The organism is Desulfomicrobium orale DSM 12838 (assembly GCF_001553625.1).
Lineage (GTDB): Bacteria > Desulfobacterota > Desulfovibrionia > Desulfovibrionales > Desulfomicrobiaceae > Desulfomicrobium > Desulfomicrobium orale.
The window spans coordinates 2,428,495-2,450,750 of record NZ_CP014230.1; the positions used below are offsets into that span (position 1 = coordinate 2,428,495).

Below are 22,256 nucleotides of genomic sequence, written 5' to 3' on the forward strand. Positions count from 1 at the left end.
GGTAACGCCGATTTCCGAAAGCAGAATGCCGCAAGCCCGTATCTCCTCCCAACGCGCCGACCCGTCGGCGGAAAGTTCCCCGGAAGCCCTCCCTTTTCGCGTGCGCGGGCGTCTGGCCCCGAGCCCCACGGGACATCTGCACCTGGGTAACGCCTGGTCCTTTCTGCTCTGCTGGCTGGCCGTCAGGGCGGCCGGAGGAGTCCTCGTCCTGCGCATGGAAGACATCGACCCGGACCGCTCCCGCCCGGAATACGCGGCGGAAATCATGCGCGATCTGGACTGGCTGGGGCTTGACTGGGACGAAGGTCCGCCGGGAGCTCTCTACACCCAGAGCACCCGCCTCGAACGGTACGCCGAGGTCCTTGGCACGTTTATGCGCGACGGGCTCGCCTATCCCTGCTACTGTACCCGCAAGGAGCTGAAATCCATGGCCTCGGCCCCGCACGCCGAAGACATGGGGCCGGTCTATCCCGGTACATGCCTGGGCCTGACCGATGCGGAACGTCGCCTGCGCGAGCGGGAAGGCCGCCGGGCCTGCCTGCGCCTGCACGGCGGAGAAGATACACGGTTCACCGATCTGGCACGCGGGCCGGCGCATTTCGGGTGGGCGGAATGCGGCGGAGATTTCCCCCTGCGCCGTTCGGACGGCGTCATCTCCTATCAGCTGGCCGCGGCCGTGGATGACGCGGACCAGCGGATCACGCTGGTCGTACGCGGCCGGGACATTCTGCCCAGCACGCCCCGGCAGATGCTCATTCTCCGCCTGATGAAGGCCCCCCTTCCCCGGTACGCCCACGTGCCCCTTCTGCTTGACCATGAGGGCGAACGTCTGGCCAAACGCCACCAGGCCCTGACCCTGAAAAGCCTGCGGGAAGCCGGAATCCGCCCCGAAGCCGTGACGGGTTATCTGGCCTGCCGGGCCGGGCTGCTGCCCCGCCCCGGGTCCCTCTCCCCGCTCCAGCTGGTTCCCTTTTTCTCCTGGGACCGGCTGCCCCGCCATGACGTGCGTCTGGAACCGGATATGCTGCCCAGACTGCGCGGCCTCCGGCTTGCCACCGCCCCTTGCGCCCGATAGAGCGGCGTGGCGGAAGCCACGGCTCCGCGGGTCAAAACGCCGCGTGGCACTCCAACCGGCGCATCACGCCGACTACGGCCGTCCCGCACGCAACGCCTCAACCGGACATCTTTCGAGGAAAGATCATGATCGACAAAGGAATAAGCCGCGTCTGGCTCCAGCATTACGACAAGGAAGTCTCGGCCAATCTGAGCTACGAACATATCAGCATGTACGAGATACTGGCCCGCGCGGCTGAACGCCATCCCGAACGCACGGCCCTGATCTTCAACAACTGGCGCGTAAGCTACAGAAAGCTCAAGGTTCTGGTGGATCTGACCGGCACCAACCTGAGAAGATCCGGCGTCCGGCCCGGCGACCGGGTAGCCATCATGCTCCCCAACTGTCCCCAGGCCGTCATCAGCTATTGGGCCTGTCTCCGGCTCGGAGCCGTGGTGGTCATGACCAACCCCCTGTACATGGAAAAGGAGCTGGTTCATCACTTCAACGATTCCGGGGCCGCCACCCTCATCACCCTCGATCTGCTCTGGAATCGCATAGACAGCCTGCGCCCGCGTCTGGGGCTCGAACGCATCTTCATCACGTCCATATCCGACTGTCTGCGCTTCCCGCTGAATCTGCTCTACATGTTCAAATCCCGGCGTGAACACCGGCTGCCCGACATTCCTTACGGCTCTTCCGGCGTTGCATCCTGGAAAAGCCTGCTCGCGCGCACGGCCGTGGAGCCGCCCCATCCTATTGATCCGCAGAAAGATCTGGCCCTGCTGCAATACACCGGCGGCACCACCGGCGTATCCAAGGGCGTGATGCTGACCCACGCCAATCTCTTGTGCAACGCGAGACAGTGCCAGGCTGTGCTGCACGGCATCTCGGAAGAGCGGGAAACCGGACAGGTCATCCTGGGCCTGCTGCCGTTCTTTCATATTTACGGCCTGACGGTGTGCGTCAATTTTGGCATGCTCATCGGCGCGACCCTCATTCCCGTGCCCAAATTCACCCCCGCGGACGTGCTGAAGACCATCAGCAAAAAGCGCCCGACCATCTTCCCCTGCGCTCCGTCCATATTCGTGGCCCTGCTCCAGCAGAAGAATCTGGCCCGCTACGACCTGTCCTCGGTGCGCTACTGTATTTCCGGCTCGGCCCCCATGCCCGTCCCGGTCATGGAAAAATTCAACAAACTGACCGGGGCGCGCATCGTGGAGGGGTACGGACTGACCGAAGCCTCGCCCATCACGCACCTGAATCCGCTGCTCGGGGTGAACAAGAACGGCTCCATCGGCCTGCCCTTTCCCGATACGGACGCGGCCATTGTGGATATGGACGTGGGCTCCGTGCCCCTGCCTCCGGGCAAGATCGGCGAACTTGTCATCCGCGGCCCCCAGGTCATGGGCGGTTATTGGAACCGGCCCGATGAAACGGCATCCGTGCTCAGAAACGGCTGGCTCTACACCGGCGACATCGCCTACATGGACGAAGAGGGCTATTTCTTCATCGTGGACCGCAAGAAAGATCTCATCATCACCGGGGGATACAACGTCTATCCGCGGGAAATCGACGAGGTCCTGCACGAGCACCCGGCCGTCAAGGAAGCCGTGAGCGTGGGCATCAACCACCGGACCAGAGGAGAAATCATCAAGGCCTATATCGTGCTGCGGGAAGGATACACCCTGACCAAGGCCGAAGTGCTGGCCTTCTGCCGGGAAAAACTGGCCAATTACAAGGTGCCCAAACAGGTGGAGTTCCGGGACGAGCTGCCCAAATCCATTGTGGGCAAGGTCCTGCGCCGGGTCATCCGCGAAGAAGAGGAACGCCGGGGCGATCACGACGGAGACTGTGACGACGAACTCACCGGCGATGGTTTTGAAATGAAAGAAAATCAGCGCGGACAGGAGGATGAGAGCATTTAGAGCATCTCAACTTTGAAATGCGGCAGCGTGATCCGCTGCCGTAACCGCGAAACAAATCCCGCGCCCTGAAATTGTCCTTGGGAGGACTTTTTTAGATAGTGCCGTCAAATTATTTCTGCCCACAATGAGATACACCTGATTTGCACGGCGGCAAGGAAGGAGAGGCTTCGTTTTGCATAACACGTGGCGATGCCACGCCATCTCTTGAGGTGAAGAAAGGCGTTCCCGACCAGGTGCCGTACACGGTACAGTTCTCTGTCATAGTCGCGCTGTTCCCTGCGATTTTTTCTGGGCGGGATGACGGACTGGCAGCCGGACTCAACAGCCTTGTCTGTAAGTTCATTGCTGTCATATCCGCGACCAGGCAAAAGCATCTCCGCGCTCAAGCCATCAATCAATGCACACGCTTCCTTGCAATCAGCTCTGGTACCTTCTGTAACAACAACTCTGAGCGGCATGCCATGCGCATCCACGGCCAGATGTATTTTGGTGTTGAGCCCCCTTTTGTACGGCTCATCGCCTAGTTGCCGCCAACCGCTCCGGCAGCATGGGGATGCCCCGGAAGAGGTCAAAATCCGGCATATCTCCAATTGCCTGAAGGCCGACCCTGCCTATGGCAAAGGCGTCGCCGACGCTCTCGGCATCGACCTGGCCCGGGCGCCCAGATAACCTGAACTGACCCCGAACCTGCAGACTCCGGTCATACTGCAGCATGACCGGAGTCCTGCGGGTCTTATGCAATCCCCGAACTCTGCGGGCACCTGCCGGAGGGCCTCAGAATTTCCCTCACCCCTCCATAAAGGCCGCCACCACTTACTTTCCGAACTGGCACTTGGGGTATGTGCATACTTTGCAGGCCAGACAAAAACCGCCTTCGCCCATGCGGGAGAGTTCCGCGCGGGTGATTTCCCGCCCGGCCAGCATACGCGGCAGCACAAGATCCAGAAATGTCGTCTTGAAATAGAGCGCGCAGGCGGGCACACCGAGAACCTGCATCCAGCCGTCGCGGCCGGGAAGCCTGCCCATGAGGCTCATGGCCCCGGGCAGTACCGGAACGCCGTGCAGCACATCCGTCAGTCCGGCCTCGAGCAGAGCCTGCCGGGTGACGTCGTCGGGGTCCACAGACAGTCCTCCCGTGGTTACCAGCAGGTCCGCGCCCGCCTCACGGATGTCCGCAACCGCCGAGGCGATAGCCTCCCGGTCGTCGGGGGCGATGACGGATTTGACCACCGTGCAGCGGTACTGCCTGGCCTTGGCCGTGATCACGGGAATGAACCTGTCCTCAATGACGCCCTGAAACACTTCGGTGCCGGTCACCAGAATGCCCACCTTGGCCTGTCGCAGCGGCAACACGCGAAAGAGAGGTTCACTGCCGAGCACATGCAGCGCCTCCCCCAGACGTTCGGAACTGATATGAAGCGGTATGGCCCGCGTGCCAGCCAGCTTGTCGCCCTTGGAGACCACCGCTCCATCCTGGCGCGAGGCCGCCATGATCTCGGGAATCATGTTGAAACATCGCATCCGCTCCACATCGACGCAGAACAGGCCGTCGATACCGGCCATAAAATCGATCTTTCCTTCGTGCGGAGGCAGACTGTAGGTCACCCCCAGTCCGGCCATGCGCCGGGCGAACTGTTCCGCCGCCTCGTTCTCGTGCACCAGTCCTTCCGTGGAGGCCGAGCCGCCCTGTACGGCCACATGGAAACGCCCCATCTGTTGCAGCCGGCAGATGTCGCCCACGGTAATCCGCTGCCCGGCCTTGAACTCCGGCCCCTTGAACACGCCCGGCTCTATGCGGGTCATGTCGTGCGCAGCCTGCTCTCCCACGGCTTCTTCCACCGGCACCACCCGCACCGGAGAAACGGCTTTGACCGTCCGCCCTACCGTCACATAGGGAGCCTCCCCCTGGCAGCCGCGGCAGATGGGACCGTCGTCCGTAGGATAAGCCTCGCCGCACAGAGCACACACGCCTATCTCTTTCATATGCGAATGGCCCAGGAAACGACGCTTGATGGTCATCGCCTCCACCTTGCAGAGGTTCTCTCCCGCGGCCTCGATTTCCCTCAGCAGACGAGCCTCGTCCTGATCCTTCTTGGGCTTTTTCTTCAGAAACCAAGCCTCGATTTCCGGAAAGACCGCAAGCCGGGCCGGATCGATGCTGACCCGCACGCCCTCGCCGGTGTGCTTGTCGAAGAGGGAAACGGCGTACCGTCCAAGGTTATGGATCTTCATCCAGTTGTTGCCCGTGCTGCACAAAGTCAGAAGCTGCACGGCATCGGGCAGGCACTTGCGGCTCTCGACCACGGCCTCGAAGAGAGTGCCCTCCGGGAGATGGCGCTTGGCCAGTTCGACCATATAGCCGCCCACAAGCAGGCCGGGGGCCGCGTATCCGTGAAAATTCTCCGCAAGACGTTTGAACTCCTCGAACGAATAAGGACCGATATGCATATGTTCCTCACAGTGAATGATGGAAAGCCCGGGAGATGGCTTCCGCAAGAACCTTGCACACCCGGCGGCACAGCCTCAAGGCGGCAGGCCGGGCATCAAAAAACAGGGACACCCGGCAGCCCGGACATCCCTGTCTCCTGAAGTTATGATGAATACGCGTTCTCTAGCCGCAGGACGTGCAGGAGCTGCACCCGCCGCCCGCATTCTGCATCTTGAGCGCGGAGTTGACGTTGAAACCCATATGCGGGTGGAATTCCACGGAAATGGATTTGGCCTCGCCCATCAGGGACTTTTCGACAAGGAAGGTGTACCCTTCGACCTCGTGTACGACATCTGTATCCTTTTGCTCATCCAGAGCAAGCGCCAAGCGAGGTCCGCCTCAGCCTGCCGCCATGTAAACCCGGATCGGGGAAACTTCCTTTCCCGCGAAGTGCATATCCAGCTGCTCTTTGGCAGCCTTGGCCAGTTCAAACATAATATCCTCCTTGTTGTGAGGCAGGCAGGTAGTTACTGACAGTCCCGATGTCAATTGTCATGCCGGAAAGTTTCGTTCACGGCGCGGCAGATCATTTCTCCGGCGGATGTCAGGGGCACGGGCAGCAATGCCCGGGCGAGAGCCAAAACACTCCCGAATGGTTATTGAAATTTCCATGGAAATTTTGAAAGGCATCTCATGTCCGGAACACAGAAATACACGAGAAAAGCATGATCATCCCTCTTTACAGAAAAATAACTCTGCGCACATTTCCATACTGCACATTATGCCTTGTTCTCATAAATGTCGCCGTGTTCCTTCTTTTTCAAAGAAATGACGATCTGTATCATGAAATGGCCATTGAGTATTATGTGGAGTCAGGCCTTCTCGACATGGAATTCTCCTTCTACAAATCGTATAAGGGGAATATCGAAGAAAAAAACATCTCGCCCGAAGAAAAATTCTTTCTCATGAAGCGGGACAAGGACTTCGAATGGAAGCTCACTCGTGGGGAAATCATCCCGCATACGGCTGAAGAGTATCCCACATGGAAGAAGAACAGAGACAGATACGAAAATCTGCTGCAAAAAACGGTCAGTGCCCGCTTCGGCCTTTCGACGGACAATCCCCGGTGGTCCCAATTTTTCACGCATATGTTTTTACATGGAGGCTGGGATCACCTGCTGGGCAACATGATCTTTTTATGGCTGGCCGGCTGCCTGCTGGAGCAGGGATGCGGCGCACTGGTACTCGCCCTGGTGTATCTCGGCGGCGGCCTGTGCGCGGCCGGACTTTTTCTGGGCACCCTTCCTGGCCAGACCATAAGCACTCTGGTGGGCGCGTCCGGCTCCATCGCCGGAATCATGGGAGCCATCACCACTCTCTACGGCATGCAACGGATCAAAATCTTTCTCATGCTGGGTTTCTACTTCAACTACCTGCGCGTGCCGGCCATGCTCCTGCTTCCTCTGTGGATAGGCTATGAGCTGTTTAACAACCTGCAATACGGGGAGACAAACAATGTCGCCTACATGGCCCATGTAGGCGGACTGCTCGGCGGAGCGGCCATAGGCTTTGTCCTGCGACGCTTTCTGGCCGTGAAAGTGGACGCTGCCGATCCCGAGGAGCAGCCTGCGGATCTGACCGAAACGCTTTTCGCCGACGCCTTGCTCGCCATGCGGGAGCTCCGCTTTGAACGCGCCGAAGAAATTTTGCAGGATGTGGTCCGCCAGGACCCGCATCACCTGCGCGCCCACCAGCAGCTTTTCGCCATTGCCAAAGCACGGACCGACGTGCCGGCCATGGCGCGATACGGACAAAATCTTCTGGAGCGTCTCGCGGCCGCCGGTTCGGACTCCGAAGCCCTTGCTGTGTATCAGGAACTGGTCCGGCGAAACGCCTGGCCGGAACGGCCGGAACGGCTGGCATCCCTGGCCTCCTTCCTGTCCCGTCAGGAACAGTGGGGAGAACTGGAGAAAGCCGTGGCCCTGATTATCCGCCGCGCCCCCGGCACGCCCCAAATACCGGCGCTGCTCCTGCAACTTGCCCATGGTCTGCGCCGCTCCGGCAATGACGAACGCGGCGTGCTCTGCCTGCGTCTTCTCGCCGCGAGATATCCTCACAGCCAGGAAGCCATACTGGCACAAAGCGCCCTCCGCAGCGGCTGACCAGATCTGCCTCACAAGGAATTTTTCAGATAGTTGGCGATCCTCTCCTGCACCGGAGATTCAGGAATCCGGGCCATAGCCGCCTCGAGAAGCTTGCGCGCCCTGTCGCGGCTGGCCATGCGTTCGTTCAGCAAAATAGCCGCCCTCAGACATATTTCGCCGAGTTTTCCGTCCTGAGGATATGTTCGCAGAAAACCGCCATACAGCTTCAGAGCTTCACGATACTTCCCCGCCGCCTCCAGCTCTTCCCCAAGATCCGGCGCAACCGCCGCGCCGGGCAGAAACCCGGCATTCTGCGCCGCGCAGTCTTCGTATATCCGCACGCAATCCCTGATTTTTCCGGCCGCAAGCAGATTTTTCATGTAATACGGGGCAAAAGCGCACATCTCTTTGAAGTCGCTCTTGATTTTGAGCAGCTCATGATACTTTCCGGCCAGCTCGACATCGGCGAGTTCTCCGGTATTGGCCTTGCTCCGCAGTATGGACAACGCTTCGTCCAGCCGTCCTTCCTGCAACAGCAGTTCTATGCGGATCACTTCCGGAGAGGATTCCTCCGGCGTATCGTATTCATTTTTGCCGATGTCCTCGAAGTCCTCGTAGTCCACGGAATATCCGAGCTCCAGATGATACTGGAGCAGTACATATCCCATGAGATGATACATGAGAAACATGTAATATATGTTGAGAATGTTCTTGCAGAATATAAACGCGAAAAGATGAACCTCCATGGACTCCACGAAAGACAGTATGTATGCCGGAGCAGCAAACACAAGCAGAAGAAAGAAATACATGAGCAGGTAGGCCCATCCGATACGCACGACAAGAGGAACAAAAAAGAGCGGATTGATGGCGCTCAGAATGGAGCCCGAGGTGACCTGCAAGATAACTATGGCCGGCCAGAAGAAAACAATGAGTACGATATAAAGGAACAGAAGGAGCCCGCTCTCTGTACTGCGCAGCAGGGAGAAGCCGAGCAGGGCCAGAATGATCAGGATGATGGTCTGTTGGAACACCTGACCGAAATTCGCACTCAGGACCTCCATGTCGATCTTCGGAGGGACGAGCTTCCCCCGGCTTGTGGCGCGCAGGATCTCGAAGGCGTACTTCAGAGACAGTCCCCAGCCCGGAAGATTGAACAGGAACCCCAGCGGACCCAGGATCGAAGGCAGGGAGCACAGTCCCGCGCACACAAATATCAGGAGAAGAGGACCGCGAGCGATGGGGTAGGTGAAAAAATTGTGCAGCCGCTTCCAGAACGGCGGGATGAGATTGCTCGCGCCGACCCACTCTGCCGGGATGTTGCATTTCGGGCAGAAGTATTTGGCTTTCTTCCTGTACAGTCCGGAAGACCGTTTGGAGACGCATGCGGGACAATAGCCGCTCTCGCATTTCGGGCAAATCCAGTGCGCCTTTCTGTCCTGATGCCGGATGCAGTTCTCGGAAGCGTTCATGGACACCACTCATTCACATGAAATCAGATGGTTATGCGTACCGAAGTCACAATGACCGTAAGACGGGTATGGAAACAGCCCGAATTTCCCCCTCACTTGGGACTGGATGCGTCGGCCGGTTCCTTCCCGCCGAAGAGTTACCCGCAATGCCAGGGCCGGGCAATCCCGTGAAGACAACCCGACGAACCGATTCCGTATCCTGAGCACTCGCTCAGGACAAAATCATCCCGCAATACCTTCCGCATTCCCGGTCCGTTCTTTCCCGTTGACTCGGTCTTATGCTTTGGCATAGCCCTGAATGGATCCGGACTGAACATACACTCAAATTGTCCGGCTGGCATACTTCGAAAAAATCCACACAGGAGAAGACAATGGACTTCCCGCAGTTGAAAATCGGCGACCTGGTGGCGAAAATTCCCGTCATTCAGGGCGGCATGGGAGTCGGCATTTCTCTTTCCGGACTGGCTTCGGCCGTGGCAAAGGAAGGGGGAATCGGCGTTATCGCGGCGGCCATGATCGGCATGGGCGAACCGGATATCGGCTCCAACTACCGCGAGGCCAACGTCAGAGCCCTGCAAAGGGAACTGCGCGCGGCCCGCGAGAAGACCGACGGTATTCTGGGAGTGAACATCATGGTGGCCCTGACCAATTTCAGCGACATGGTCAAAACCTCCATCAAGGAAGGCGCGGACATCATTTTCGCGGGAGCGGGACTGCCGCTGGATCTGCCCGGATATCTCAGGGACGGAGCCCGGACCAAGCTGGTGCCCATCATTTCCTCGGCCAGAGCGGCGGCCGTGATCTGCAAGAAATGGCTGTCCCGGTTCGATTACCTTCCGGACGCATTCGTGGTGGAAGGCCCCAAGGCCGGCGGCCATCTGGGATTCAAGCCGGAGCAGATCGACGATCCGGAATTCTCCCTGGAAAAGACCGTGCCGCAGGTCATCGAGACCGTCCGTGAGTTCGAGGAAAAAGCCCAGCGCCCCATCCCGGTCATCGCCGCCGGAGGCATCTACGACGGCGCGGACATCGACCAGTTCCTGCGCATGGGCGCGGCCGGAGTGCAGATGGGCACCCGGTTCGTGGCCACGCACGAATGCGACGCCGATCCCAGATTCAAGGAAACCTATGTTCAGGCCAAGGAAGAAGATATCCAGATCATCAAGAGCCCGGTGGGGCTTCCCGGCCGGGCGGTCATCGGCGCATTTCTGGAAGACGTGAAAAACGGGCTCAAAAAACCGTTTCGCTGCCCGTTCCACTGCATCTCATCCTGCGATTACACCAAAAGCCCGTACTGCATCGGGCTTGCATTGGTAAACGCCAAGAAAGGACTGCTCCGGCAGGGGTTCGCCTTCGCGGGCAAGAACGCCTACCGGGTGGAGTCCATCGTATCCGTCAAGGAACTGATCAATTCCTTGCGGCAGAGCTACCTGCAAGCGGCGGGTTCCTGATCTTCCCTCCCCCTCGCTGCGGAAACGCCGGGGTTCTCCCGTTTTGGAGTTCCCCGGCATTTTTCGTTTCCTTATCGGCCGGAAGGCACGGCAGGTTCGAAAATATCAGGCAGGGCAAGGGCTCTGGCGAGTGGAATCATGGGAACGTCAGAAAGGGGCCAGTGACCGAAGCCGGATTGGCGGACAATTCCTCCGGCGTTCCCTGAGCCACGATGAGGCCGCCGTTGTCCCCGCCGCCGGGGCCGAGATCCATGACGTAATCCGCCGCAGCCACCATATCCAGATTGTGTTCGATGACGACGACCGAGGCCCCCTTGTCCACCAGCTGATGCAGCACGGAGATGAGCTTGCCCACCTCGTGCATGTGCAGACCTGTGGTCGGCTCATCCAGGATGTACAGCGTGCCGGGCAGGCTGCGTTTGCCCAGTTCGCGGGACAGCTTGATGCGCTGGGCCTCGCCGCCGGACAGGGTGGTAGCCGGCTGTCCCAGGCGGATATATTCCAGCCCCACTTCTTCCAGCACGCCCAGCCTGCGCTCCAGTGCGGCGTGGTTGGCGAAGAACTTCCGCGCCTGCCGGACGGTCATGTCCAGCACATCGGCAATGGATTTGTCCCTGTACAGAATATCCAGGGTTTCGCGGTTGTACCGCTTGCCGCCGCAGACCTCGCAGGTGACGAAGACGTCGGGGAGAAAATGCATCTCCACCCTGATCTGGCCATCGCCCTGACAGGCCTCGCAGCGCCCGCCGCGCACGTTGAAACTGAATCTGCCGGGCGTATAGCCGCGCTTTTTGGCATCCTTGCTGCCGGCGAAGATGGTCCGGATTTCGTCGAAAATCTTGGTGTAGGTGGCCGGATTGGAGCGCGGCGTGCGGCCGATGGGACTCTGGTCGATGGAGATGATTTTTTCCACGGCCTCCGCGCCGGTCATACCGGTGATGGTCCCGGGCCCGTCCACTTTCATGCCCCTGGCCAGGGCCAAATGTTTGTACAGCGTGTCCATGACCAGAGAACTCTTGCCCGATCCGGACACGCCCGTGATGCATACCAGACAGTCCAGCGGGAAGGCCGCGTCGATATGGCGCAGATTGTTGGTCCCAACGCCGTGCAGGGTGATGGCCCGGCGGGAGACGCGTCGGCTGGCGGGGCGCTCTATACGCAGGTCGCCGCGCAGATATTTTCCGGTCAGGCTCTGGGACGATCCGGCCAGCTCCGCCGGAGAGCCGCTGAAAACCAGATCCCCGCCCAGAAAGCCGGAGCCCGGCCCCAGTTCCAGCACGTGATCCGCGGCGCGGATGGTGGGCTCGTCGTGCTCCACCACCAGCACCGTGTTGCCCCTGCCCTGCAACTGTCGCAGGGTGTTAATCAGGCGCTGGTTGTCGCCGGGATGCAGGCCGATGCTCGGCTCGTCCAGCACGTAGGTCACGCCCACCAGGCCCGAACCGAGCTGCCCGGCCAGGCGGATGCGCTGGGCTTCGCCTCCGGACAGGGTGGACATGTTCCTGCCCAGGGCGATGTAGTCGAGCCCCACGTTGGACAGAAATTCCAGCCGATGGCGGAGTTCCTTCAGAAGCGGCTGGGCGATTTCCGCCGCCACGCCGGAAAAGGACAGATTTCTGAGCCACTCCAGAGCACGGACAACGGACAGCGAGCAGAAATCGAAGATGCCGAGCCCCTCCACCCGTACGGCCAGAGCCTCGGGCCGCAGCCGGGCACCCTTGCAGGCCGGGCAGTCGGCCGTCTGCCGGAAACGGGAGAGTTCATCCTGCCAGATGGAACCAAGGCCGCTGCCCTGCTCCAGAAAATGGATCACGCCGGGCCACGGCGCATGACCGTAAAAAAGGGCGTCCCGGGCCGCTTCGGAAAATTTGTCCAGAGGCGTATCCAGAGTGAAGCCCATCTCCCGGCCCAAGGCTTCCAGCGCAGGGGCAAAGCGGTCCAGCGTGCGTCCTTTCCAGAGCAGGACAGCCCCCTGCCGCAGAGACAAACCCGCGTTGGGAGCCAGCAGCGCCGGTTCGTAATACTCCACGCTGCCCAGGCCCGAGCACTGCGGGCACGCACCCTGCGGGCTGTTGAAGGAAAAAAGCTGCGGGCTCGGTCTGGGCAGACTCAGGCCGCATCGGGAGCACACCGCATCCGTGGAAAAAAAGATGTCCTCCCCGCCCACCACGGACGCGATGATCCGGCCCTCGCCGGATTTGAGACCCAATTCCACGGAATCGGCCAGGCGTTTTCGCATGTCGGCCTTGATCACCAGCCGGTCCACGACCAGATCGATGCTGTGCCGCTGATTTTTGGCCAGTTCCGGCATGGGGTCCAGAGGCATGATTCCGCCGTTCACCCGGACTCTGGCGAAACCCTGAGATTTGAGCTTCTTGAAAAGGTCGGCGTGCGTGCCCTTCTTGTGAACCACCAGCGGAGCCAGAAGCAGAAACTTCGTTCCCTCGGGCAGATCGAGAACCCGTCCGATGATTTCGTCGCTGGTCTGAGCCTGAATGGGATCGCCGCATTCGGGGCAATGCGGCACACCCAGGCGGGCGTAGAAAACGCGCAGAAAGTCGTAAATCTCGGTCACGGTGCCCACGGTGGAACGCGGATTTTTGGACACCGTCTGCTGCTCCAGGGAAATGGCCGGAGTCAGCCCCTCGATGAGATCCACGGCGGGCTTGTTCATCTGCGGCAGAAACTGGCGGGCGTAGGCCGAAAGGGACTCCACGTAGCGCCGCTGTCCCTCGGCGTAGACAATGTCAAAGGCCAGGGTGGACTTCCCCGATCCCGACGGACCGCAGACCACCACCAGCTGGTCGCGGGGAATGTCCAGAGTCAGATTTTTCAGATTGTGCTGGCGCGCGCCGGAGATGCGGATAACTTTCGTGTTCATGTGACTTTGTTGCAACATGTTGGAAGATAATACTTGTTTGTCTTGCAGGACGCCTCTGATAACCATATGGAAACTTCTGGCAAGGGGCTTGCGGGATGCAACGGAAAACATCCTCGGGCGGTACACCGGGGCCTTTTTGCTATGCCATTTTCACTTTTCGGAGACTGTTGATGAAAGTATCTCTCGGGGCGAAGACGCTGGCTCAGCCCGCGCCGGTCTGGATCGTGGGCTCCTATGACGAGCATGGAAATCCCAACGCCATGACGGCGGCCTGGGGCGGCATCTGCTGCTCCAAACCGCCCTGCCTGGCCGTGTCCCTGCGCGAGGAACGCCACACTTACGCCTCCATTCTGGCGCGCAAGGCTTTCACCGTCAGTGTGCCTTCCGTGAAGTATGCGCCGCAGGCGGATTATTTCGGCATCGCCTCGGGCCGGGATGTGAACAAATTCGCGGTGACGGGTCTGACTCCGGTACGCTCGGAAGTGGTGGACGCGCCATATGTGGGCGAGTTCCCGCTGATCTTGGAATGCGTTCTGGTCCGCACGGTGGAACTTGGCATGCACGTGCAGTTCATCGGAGAAATTCTCGATGTCAAGGCCGATGAGGACGTATTGGGGCCGGGCGGCTATCCGGATGCGGCCAGAGTCCAGCCATTGATATTCACCCCCGTAAACAGGGCGTATCATACCGTCGGTGAATATGCGGGGCAGGCCTTCTCGCTGGGGCTTGGATACCGCGAGGACCATCCGGCCGCCAGCCGCGCGGCCAAGGCGTGAGAGAGGATTGGGTTGATGTCCGAAGATCTCTTCGAATTTTTCTCTTCCTCTGAACTGGCCGAATCTTTCAACCAGGCGGAGGTGCCCCCCGCTCCAGATGGAGCGCGCTGCTCCTCTATATGCACTCCATCCTCGAATACGACGAATTTTCTCTCCGTCAGCGGGAAGAGCTGCGGGCTCTCATGACCCAGATACTGCGCGAACGGGACTACTCCGAGGCCAATTTCAAGAACGTGCTGCGGCAAAGGGACCGCATCCTGCACTGGTCCTGGAGCAAAAAACTGGAGCGGGCTTTCCTCGAAACCATGGCCGTGATGGAGCATCTGCGCACTCAGAATGTCCAGCGCGTCGAAGAGATGCGCTCCCTGCGGGAAACGGCCATCGGAGCGGTGAGCGGGCGGCAGAGCGGCATGGAAGAGACCATCGGACGAATCCGCACGGCTTTCGAAAACGTGGTCGCGCACATGGAGCAGGACACCCGCGATCTGGTGGAAATGAGTTACACCGACCCCCTGACCAAGCTGAACAACCGCCGGGCCTTTGATCAGTATTTTTCCACGGTGGCGCATGAGTATACGGTCACGGGCGAACCCCTGAGCCTGCTGCTCATGGACATCGATCACTTCAAGAAATTCAACGATTCCTACGGCCACCGCGTGGGGGATCACGCACTGGTCGCCGTGGGGGCGAATCTCATGCGCTACGCCGCGAAATACACCTCGGCCTCGGGCAGAGGATTCTTTCCGGCCCGCTTCGGCGGAGAGGAATTCATCGTCGTCCTGCCGGGAGTCTGCATGTCCGAAGCCGTGGAAGACGCGAAGAATCTGCGCGCCCTCATGGAGGAGTACGATTTTGTCATCCGCGACCAGCGCGGGCAGGTAATCCTGAAGGGCGTACGGATCACGGTTTCCATCGGTGTGGCCGAGCTGGAAAACGCCTGGGGAGACGAAGCCAGCGAACGGCTGATCGATCAGGCGGACAAAGCCCTGTATCAGGCCAAGGCGGAGGGCCGGAACCGGGTCTGCGTGGCCGCCGGATAACCCTCAGCGCGGCATGGCGGCCGCCTTCGCCGTGACCTCCAGAATGCGCTCCAGCCGCCGGACGTAGGTGTGCCCGGCCAGAATATGCTCCCGCCAGGCTGTGCGCACGTCTTCCTTCAAACGGGGATTTCCGGCGAAGCGGCGCAGCAGGCTCACGGCCTGTTCCGGCTCCTCGAAACTTACCTCCCGAACCAGCTCCGGCGGAAAAAGCGTCAGGCCCGGCGTGGCGTCCGTGAGCAGAAATCCGCCGCAGGCCCACATGTCGAAATGCCGCTGGGTCAGACCATGCGGCAGAAGCAGACTGGTCAGATTGAGAGAGAACGGCGCCCGTCTGTATTCGTCGGCCAGACCGGCGTAGTAGTCCACCGGTTTTTTGAGGCGCGCGGACGGCACTCTGTCCTTCCAGGCGGCATCCCCGACGATGGTCAGGTCAACCTGCGCGGCCAGATGCCGCAGGCAACGCTCCCGCCATCCGACCGAAGACCGCTCCGCCCCGAACCCAATGCTCCGCACGCTGTTCCCCGGCCATAGCGGCCGGTCCGCCCACCTGTCCCGCCACCATCCGAAATGCGCCAGTCTCCCCGGCAGGGCTTCCGCCTCGCGGAGCAGACTCTCCGGTACGGAGCAGGCCGCGAAAAAACGGTCCCGCTGCGGAAATCCGGTCCGCCCTACGAAGCAGATACCGTCGCCCTCCGGGCACGGGCCACGCGCGGCAAAAAACTCCGGGTCCGTGGCCAGAGGCAGATGATGCGCCCGCGCCCCCAGTGCGGCCAGAGGCTCCATAAACCAGGAGTCGGTGACAAAAAGTTCCGCACGCTGCCAGAGCCGGTTTTTCTGCCTCGTGAGCAGATGAAAGGGATTGTCCACGCACCAGACAGCGAGCGGTGCTCCCGCCGCTTCCAGCAGGGCCTGAATTTCCCCGTAGGCATCCAGACCATGAAAATTGACGCTCAGAAAAAGCCTGGGCGGACCATCCCGGAGAAGCTCGCGCATCCGGCCGGAGCTCATCTCCGGCGGTAAAATCCGGGGACAGAAGCCGAGCTGCCGGGCAGCCCGCAAAAGCTCCGGCACCACCAGCGCCGACGGTGCGGACGGCAGCCAGATTTCGGGCAGCGGCTCCCGCGCGGGAAACGGCTGCCGCCGGGCCAGAAGCGGCGCAAAAAGGGAAGGAAATATCCGGGAGGCCGGAGTGTAGTGCAGCACCCGGCCCCCGGCCATCAGCCCGGACGCTTTTTCCGGAGAGACCACCTCCCACGAGTCTGGAACGGCCGCATGCCAGGACGCGGGCATCTGCGCGTCCAGCTCCGGCGCATGCAGCAGAAAAACGCGCCCCGCGCCCGCGAGGTGTCGCAGACAGAGGTCAGGCAAAGGACCCGGCCAAGTCACGAGGATGCCCCCGCCCCGGCCGGACAACTCCAGATACTCTTCCCCTTCGGGCAGGGTGACGGGAAATCCCAGTTCGCTTTTGAGCTTTACACGTGGTGGTCTGGCTGGCATGAAGGCTTTCGCTCAAATGGTTGCCGGATCACAGGGGCATGAAGCAATACCGCGACTACTACTTCAGAAAGGCCAAGCAGGAAAATTACCCTGCCCGCTCCGTATACAAGCTCCAGGAAATGGACAAGGCGCACAGGCTTCTGCGCGCCGGACAGAAAGTGTTGGATCTGGGGGCCTGCCCCGGCTCCTGGACCCTGTACGCGGCTGAACGAGTGGGCCCCGGAGGCTGGGTGCTGGGGATCGACCTGAATGTGCCGGACACTGTTTTTCCGGAACAGGTCACCTTTCTGCAGGCGGACATCTTCGCCCGGCCGCCGGAATTTCTGGAACGGGCGGAATTTCTCGCTCCCTTCGACGTGGTCATGAGCGATATGGCCCCCAAGACCACGGGCTCCAGATTCACTGATCAAGCCCGCTCCATCCAGCTGGTGGAGGCCGCCTTCGCTGTGGCCGGAGAATGGCTGGCCGCAGGCGGAACCTTCATCGCCAAAGTCTTCGAAGGGCCGGATGTGCGCCCTTTCGTGCAGTCCATAAGGCCGCACTTCACCAAAGTGAGCATGGTCAAACCCCATAGCAGCAGGGCCGAAAGCAAGGAAATTTTCATTCTGGGCACGGGCTTCGCGCCGCCGGAACCGGAATAATTTTTTGGAGGAAACATGGCAGGACACAGTAAATGGAAGAATATCCAGCACCGTAAAGGCCGGCAGGACGCCAAAAGAGGCAAGATGTTCACCAAGGTCACCAAGGAAATCATTCTGGCGGCCAAAGGCGGCGGTGATCCGGCCATGAACGCCCGGCTGCGCGCGGCCATTGACGCGGCCAAGGCCGTAAACCTGCCCAAAGACAAGATCGACACGGCCATCAAGAAAGGCACCGGCGAACTGGCTTCCGAGGCGCTGGAGGAAATCATCTACGAAGGTTACGCGCCCGGCGGCGTGGCCCTGCTCATCGAGGCCGTCACCGATAACAAGAACCGGACCGTGGCCGAAGTGCGCCATATTCTGAGCAAAAACGGCGGCTCCATGGGCGCGGCGGGCTGCGTGGCCTGGATGTTCGACCGCAAGGGCGTCTTCGCCTTTGACAAGGAACTGTACACCGAAGATCAGCTGCTGGAAGTGGGGCTGGAAGCGGGTGTGGAAGATGTGCTCGACGACGACGATTCGTGGCAGGTACAGTGCTCCGTGGAAGATTTCCACGCGGCCAGGGCCGCTTTTGAGGCTGCGGGCATCGAACCCTTGAGCGCCGACCTAAGCCGCATCCCCCAGAATCTGGTGGCCGTGGATGTGGAAACCGGACGCAAGGCTCTGCGCCTTTACGACGCTCTGGACGACAATGACGACGTGCAGAACGTGTACACCAATTTCGAGCTGCCGCCCGAACTGGTGGCCGAGATGGAGTAGTTCCCGGTTTCCCGTGCTTCGGCAGATTCCGATCCGGAAAGCCGGGCCGGGAAATCCTCCGCGGTTCTCCCGCTCCCGGCTTTTCCCGCGTTTGCATCCGGAAGGCGGATCAGCCGCTCTTTATCCGGATTTCCATTTCCGCCAAAAATGGACGGCATGGCATGGCAGACCGCCTTGTGCTCGGTGTTGATCCCGGTTCCCGGTGCATGGGTTACGGCCTGGTCCGGGAAAAATCCGGCGTTCTGGAACTGGTGGAAGCGGGCACTGTCCGCCCGCCGGATGAGACCCTGAGCATGCGCCTGGGGCTCATGTACGCGAAGATCGAGAAACTTCTGGAAACACACGCGCCCCAGGCCGTGGCAGTGGAGAATGTTTTTTTCGGCCGGAATCAGTCCTCCGCCCTGAAGCTCGGACAGGCCAGAGGCGCGGTTCTGGCCGCGTGCGGCGTGCATCGCGTGGGGATTTTCGGCTATGATCCCACTCTGGTCAAAAAATCCCTTGTCGGTGCGGGCCGGGCGGAAAAGGTCCAGGTGTCGTTCATGGTCGGTCAGCTTCTCGGCGTGCGCCCCGACTGGGCCGAAGACGCCGGAGACGCCTTGGCCGTGGCCATCTGCCATCTGAACCGGTGCCGCTTCATGGCCGCCGTGGAGGCCGGACAACCCGGCGTAACCCGGCTGTAAGTCGCCGGAGCAGGCCCGCGGCATCAACCTTCCGGACCGAGGTCTTGCCATGATCGCTTACATCGAAGGCACCCTGCTCTCCCTGGAGCTGGACTCCTGCGTCCTGCTCACACGGGGCGGTGTGGGCTACGAGGTGTTCTTAAGCACCAGAAGCCGGGCCGCACTGCCCGCTCCGGGAGAAGAGGTCCGCCTGTTCACGTACACGCTGGTCCGGGAAGACGCGCTGACGCTCTTCGGCTTTGCGTCCCAGGAAGAACGCGGAACTTTCGGCATTCTGCTGGGTGTTCCCAAGCTGGGCCCCAAAACCGCCCTGGCCCTGCTCGGTGTTTTTTCCCCTCAGGAGCTGGCCGCCTGTGTGGCCCGTGAAGATGCCCATGGTCTGGCCCGGACGCCGGGTATCGGACTCAAGACCGCCAAACGCCTCGTGCTCGACCTGAAGGACAAGCTTTCCGGCCAGAACACGGCCATGTCCGCCCTTCCTGATATTCCGGCCTCGGCCCGCGACGACGCACTGGCGGCCCTGCTCTCTTTGGGCTATGCACGGCAGGAAGCCGAAGACGCGCTGAAGCATGTTTTCGAAGAAAACCCTGATCTGGATACAGGCGGCGCCATCCGCCGGGCTCTCAAACATTTCGCGCCCAAATGACCCCGAACCAGAACGAAGAACATATCCGCCCGCGCACTCTGGACGATTTCATCGGTCAGGACGACGTGCGCGGCAATCTGAAAATATACCTGCAAGCGGCCAGAGACCGGGGACAGCATCTGGATCACTGCCTGCTGTACGGCAATCCCGGCCTGGGCAAGACCACCCTGGCCCAGATCATGGCCAGCGAACTGGGCGTGAATCTGGTTTCCACCTCCGGCCCCGTGCTGGAGCGCAGCGGCGACCTGGCCGCCATCCTGACCAGCCTGAACCGGCACGACCTGCTCTTCATCGACGAAATCCACCGCATGCCCGCCGTGGTGGAGGAAATCCTGTATCCCGGCATGGAAGACTTCAAGCTCGATCTCATCGTGGGCCAGGGACCTGGCGCGCGCACGGTCAAAATAGAACTTGAGCCTTTCACTCTGGTCGGAGCCACTACCCGTCTGGGACTGCTCACTTCGCCCCTGCGGGACCGCTTCGGGGTCATCTGCCGGCTCGAATTCTACTCGCCCGAAGAGCTGTCCCTCATCGTCTCCCGCGCCGCGCGGATTCTGGGTGTACGCATTTCGGACGACGGTGCCCTGGAGATCGGCCGCCGCTCGCGCGGCACGCCGCGTATCGCTAACCGTCTGCTGCGCCGTGTGGCCGACTACGCCCAGGTGGCCGGAGAAGACACCATCGACGCCGAAGTGGCGGCCAGGGGACTGGACATCATGGACGTGGACGCCAGAGGCCTCGATCTCATGGACCGCAAAATTCTGGAATGCATCATCGGCAGTTTCGGCGGCGGCCCAGTGGGCGTCAAAACCATTGCCGCGGCCTGTTCCGAAGAAGTGCGGACCATAGAGGACATTTACGAGCCCTATCTCATCCAGTGCGGTTTTCTGAAGCGCACACCCAGGGGGCGGGTAGCCACGGCCAAGGCGTATCAGCACATCGACGGCGGTCTGAAGCTTCGGAGTTGACATCGGCCGGCAGGCCGTAGCTTTTCATCTTCCGTACGGATATGGAAGCGTGCGGCAGTGCTTTTGAGTGCTGAAAAATTCCCCAAGGAGGGAGCATGAGAATCATCAGACCCAGCTTTTCCTTCATGTATCTGCCCGACGGGGAGTTCATTCTGGCCCACCTCGAACAGGCCGCACGGACCTGCTACAAGTCCGAGGACAAGGCCGGACCGGATACCGCCCGCCAGCTTCTGGCCCGCATCGTCCGTCTGGGACACGAAAGCGTGCTGGAGCACGCCTCGGTCACGGTACGCATAGTCTGCGACCGGGGCGTGACCCACGAACTGGTCCGCCACCGCCTGTGTTCCTTCTCCCAGGAAAGCACCCGCTACGCCAATTACGGGCATTCCAGATTCGGCAATGAAATCACCGTGATCCGGCCGTTTTTCTGGAAAGAGGACGAGGAGCGCTACGCTTTGTGGCAAACGGCCATGCAGGCCTGTGAGGATGCCTACCTGCGTCTGGTCGAGGCCGGAGCCTCGGCCCAGGAGGCTCGCAGTGTCCTGCCCAACAGTCTGAAAACCGAGATCGTGACCACCACCAACATCCGCCAGTGGCGGCATATTTTCCGGTTGCGTTGCGACAAGGCCGCCCACCCGCAGATGCGGCAGATCATGCTGCCGCTTCTGTCGGCTTTCCGTACGCGCATTCCGCTTCTTTTCGATGATCTGGCCGAGCGTTTCGCACAGGATGCGGCAGAACTCGGCGACCGGGGCGCGGTGTTGCAGTAAGCCTCTCCCATACGGAGCGGCACGTTTGACTACGCAAGGAGGCATATCATGCAGGAACTGAAGTCGTTTTTTTCCGACTGGGACGAGTGCGACGCCAAAACCGTCTTTCAGACCTTCTGGCGGGAACTGGAAGCCATGGATGGCGTGAAGCTGGAATTCAAGGCTCGGCCCGGCATCACCTACTCCCTGCGTGGTACGCATCCTGCCCAGCAGAAGCGGGAGCTGTTCGTCATGGTCGACGTCATCGACGACGATCCCGAGCAACGCTGGTTGTCCGTGTGCTTCTACGACGACATGGTCACGGACCCCGACGAACAGGGCGACTGGGTGCCGCAGGGTCTTCTGGGTGAAGACGCCCGCTGCTTCAACGTAGATGAACTGGACGAAGATTTCGTGGCGTATGTAGCCGCGCGTATCCGGGAGGCCGGTGCTGCGGCCGGAAAATCCGGAAGCTGACGACCCGGATTTTTGAAACCGAGATATCACAACAGCCGAAGTGATTAATGAGAATACTGCCTCTCTTGCTCATTGTCTGCATTACTTTTGCGGGCGGCTGCGCCCGACGTTACCACGGCCCCGCATTGAAGCAGCTGAAAGGTCATCTATACCGCTCTGTTCTGCTTGCTGCTGTTTTCATCAGATAGTTTTGCCGGGAGAGTGTTCGATAGAGTCCGAGACAACTATCTCGCATTGATAGAAAAAAATCAGTACGAAGAAGCACTGAACATTGTCATGCCTTATGCCGGGAGCGGAGACGATGAAGGACAGCTGACAGTTGGCTATATATATGACAGGGCGCACAGTTACTATAAAAATTCTGATAAACAGGGATATGCGCCGTCAACTCGCATGCTCGGATACTCTATTACTTTGGCAACGGGGTTGACCGGGATTACAGACAGGCTGTCGAGTATTTTCAGAGAGCGGACAATGGAGAAAAAAGATCTGTCGGCAAGTTGGACGAGTTCAAGTGAGCGGTGCTGAATTCATCCGTAAGAAATACGTCCTGCCCTGGAAAAGGCACCGGACTTGATCCAGTTATCCTGATCGGCGGCCTTGTCCGGTTTTTCGTGAAACGGCGCAAACCGTGCCTTGAGCATGTGACAAGGAGAGGCCGGATTCCG

The 22,256-nt window shown here is 60.4% G+C and carries 18 protein-coding genes and 1 pseudogene; 13 read left to right on the top strand and 6 right to left on the bottom strand.

Annotation, left to right across the window (positions count from 1 at the left end; all coding sequences use genetic code 11):
- The first annotated feature begins 25 nt into the window (after positions 1-25).
- Both gluQRS and AXF15_RS11375 read left to right on the top strand, forming a co-directional pair.
- On the top strand, positions 26-1,075 hold the full coding sequence (gene gluQRS, locus AXF15_RS11370; RefSeq protein WP_083518108.1) for a tRNA glutamyl-Q(34) synthetase GluQRS: 1,050 nt from the start codon (positions 26-28) through the stop codon (positions 1,073-1,075).
- Between the two features lie 125 nt (positions 1,076-1,200).
- Positions 1,201-2,982, top strand: coding sequence for a long-chain-fatty-acid--CoA ligase (locus AXF15_RS11375; protein WP_066607563.1), 1,782 nt, complete (start codon positions 1,201-1,203; stop codon positions 2,980-2,982).
- Between the two features lie 104 nt (positions 2,983-3,086).
- Here the strand turns inward: AXF15_RS11375 and AXF15_RS13700 are convergent.
- The 3 genes and pseudogenes from AXF15_RS13700 to AXF15_RS11395 form a co-directional block, all read right to left on the bottom strand.
- Positions 3,087-3,538 (bottom strand): annotated as a pseudogene (locus tag AXF15_RS13700) (IS5 family transposase); the annotation flags it as partial.
- A 257-nt stretch (positions 3,539-3,795) separates the two neighbouring features.
- On the bottom strand, positions 3,796-5,430 hold the full coding sequence (locus AXF15_RS11390) for an FmdE family protein (protein WP_066607572.1): 1,635 nt from the start codon (positions 5,428-5,430) through the stop codon (positions 3,796-3,798).
- A 163-nt stretch (positions 5,431-5,593) separates the two neighbouring features.
- Positions 5,594-5,905, bottom strand: a complete 312-nt coding sequence (locus AXF15_RS11395) for an IscA/HesB family protein (RefSeq protein ID WP_083518022.1) — start codon at positions 5,903-5,905, stop codon at positions 5,594-5,596.
- 353 nt (positions 5,906-6,258) lie between these two features.
- Here AXF15_RS11395 and AXF15_RS11400 point away from each other — a divergent pair, with 353 nt between their 5' ends.
- A complete protein-coding gene (locus tag AXF15_RS11400) occupies positions 6,259-7,572 on the top strand; it encodes a rhomboid family protein (protein WP_211258986.1) in 1,314 nt (437 codons plus the stop codon).
- 11 nt (positions 7,573-7,583) lie between these two features.
- Here the strand turns inward: AXF15_RS11400 and AXF15_RS11405 are convergent, their stop codons facing one another.
- A complete protein-coding gene (locus AXF15_RS11405) occupies positions 7,584-9,023 on the bottom strand; it encodes a hypothetical protein (protein WP_066607581.1) in 1,440 nt (479 codons plus the stop codon).
- Between the two features lie 371 nt (positions 9,024-9,394).
- Between AXF15_RS11405 and AXF15_RS11410 the strand changes: the two genes are divergently transcribed.
- A complete protein-coding gene (locus AXF15_RS11410; RefSeq protein ID WP_066607584.1) occupies positions 9,395-10,474 on the top strand; it encodes an NAD(P)H-dependent flavin oxidoreductase in 1,080 nt (359 codons plus the stop codon).
- A gap of 136 nt (positions 10,475-10,610) precedes the next feature.
- On the opposite strand, the gene uvrA is transcribed toward AXF15_RS11410, so the two are convergent.
- Positions 10,611-13,355: an excinuclease ABC subunit UvrA gene (gene uvrA, locus AXF15_RS11415; protein ID WP_151192372.1), complete on the bottom strand. Its 2,745-nt coding sequence runs from the start codon at positions 13,353-13,355 to the stop codon at positions 10,611-10,613.
- A 170-nt stretch (positions 13,356-13,525) separates the two neighbouring features.
- Between uvrA and AXF15_RS11420 the strand changes: the two genes are divergently transcribed.
- Both AXF15_RS11420 and AXF15_RS11425 read left to right on the top strand, forming a co-directional pair.
- A complete protein-coding gene (locus AXF15_RS11420; RefSeq protein ID WP_066607588.1) occupies positions 13,526-14,131 on the top strand; it encodes a flavin reductase family protein in 606 nt (201 codons plus the stop codon).
- 119 nt (positions 14,132-14,250) lie between these two features.
- The gene (locus AXF15_RS11425) at positions 14,251-15,171 is read left to right on the top strand and encodes a GGDEF domain-containing protein (RefSeq protein ID WP_066607590.1); all 921 of its coding nucleotides are present in this window, start codon (positions 14,251-14,253) and stop codon (positions 15,169-15,171) included.
- Between the two features lie 3 nt (positions 15,172-15,174).
- Here the strand turns inward: AXF15_RS11425 and AXF15_RS11430 are convergent, their stop codons facing one another.
- Positions 15,175-16,668 carry a glycosyltransferase family protein gene (locus tag AXF15_RS11430; protein ID WP_066607593.1) on the bottom strand — a complete coding sequence of 498 codons (1,494 nt, stop codon included), beginning with the start codon at positions 16,666-16,668 and terminating at the stop codon, positions 15,175-15,177.
- A 38-nt stretch (positions 16,669-16,706) separates the two neighbouring features.
- Here AXF15_RS11430 and AXF15_RS11435 point away from each other — a divergent pair, with 38 nt between their 5' ends.
- The 7 genes from AXF15_RS11435 to AXF15_RS11465 all read left to right on the top strand — a co-directional run bounded on the left by AXF15_RS11435 (position 16,707) and on the right by AXF15_RS11465 (position 21,588).
- Complete coding sequence (locus AXF15_RS11435; protein ID WP_066607596.1) at positions 16,707-17,309, top strand: RlmE family RNA methyltransferase; 603 nt, start codon at positions 16,707-16,709, stop codon at positions 17,307-17,309.
- A gap of 15 nt (positions 17,310-17,324) precedes the next feature.
- Positions 17,325-18,068: a YebC/PmpR family DNA-binding transcriptional regulator gene (locus tag AXF15_RS11440; protein WP_066607600.1), complete on the top strand. Its 744-nt coding sequence runs from the start codon at positions 17,325-17,327 to the stop codon at positions 18,066-18,068.
- Between the two features lie 161 nt (positions 18,069-18,229).
- Entirely contained in the window at positions 18,230-18,748 is a 519-nt protein-coding gene (ruvC, locus tag AXF15_RS11445) for a crossover junction endodeoxyribonuclease RuvC (protein WP_066607603.1), read from the top strand.
- 49 nt (positions 18,749-18,797) lie between these two features.
- Positions 18,798-19,394 carry a Holliday junction branch migration protein RuvA gene (gene ruvA / locus AXF15_RS11450; protein WP_066607605.1) on the top strand — a complete coding sequence of 199 codons (597 nt, stop codon included), beginning with the start codon at positions 18,798-18,800 and terminating at the stop codon, positions 19,392-19,394.
- Positions 19,391-20,362, top strand: coding sequence for a Holliday junction branch migration DNA helicase RuvB (gene ruvB / locus AXF15_RS11455; protein ID WP_066607608.1), 972 nt, complete (start codon positions 19,391-19,393; stop codon positions 20,360-20,362). The genes ruvA and ruvB overlap by 4 nt, the downstream gene beginning before the upstream one ends.
- Before the next feature lie 95 nt (positions 20,363-20,457).
- A complete protein-coding gene (thyX, locus tag AXF15_RS11460) occupies positions 20,458-21,132 on the top strand; it encodes an FAD-dependent thymidylate synthase (protein WP_066607610.1) in 675 nt (224 codons plus the stop codon).
- Positions 21,133-21,180: 48 nt separating this feature from the next.
- Positions 21,181-21,588 carry a hypothetical protein gene (locus AXF15_RS11465; RefSeq protein ID WP_066607613.1) on the top strand — a complete coding sequence of 136 codons (408 nt, stop codon included), beginning with the start codon at positions 21,181-21,183 and terminating at the stop codon, positions 21,586-21,588.
- Positions 21,589-22,256: the final 668 nt, after the last annotated feature.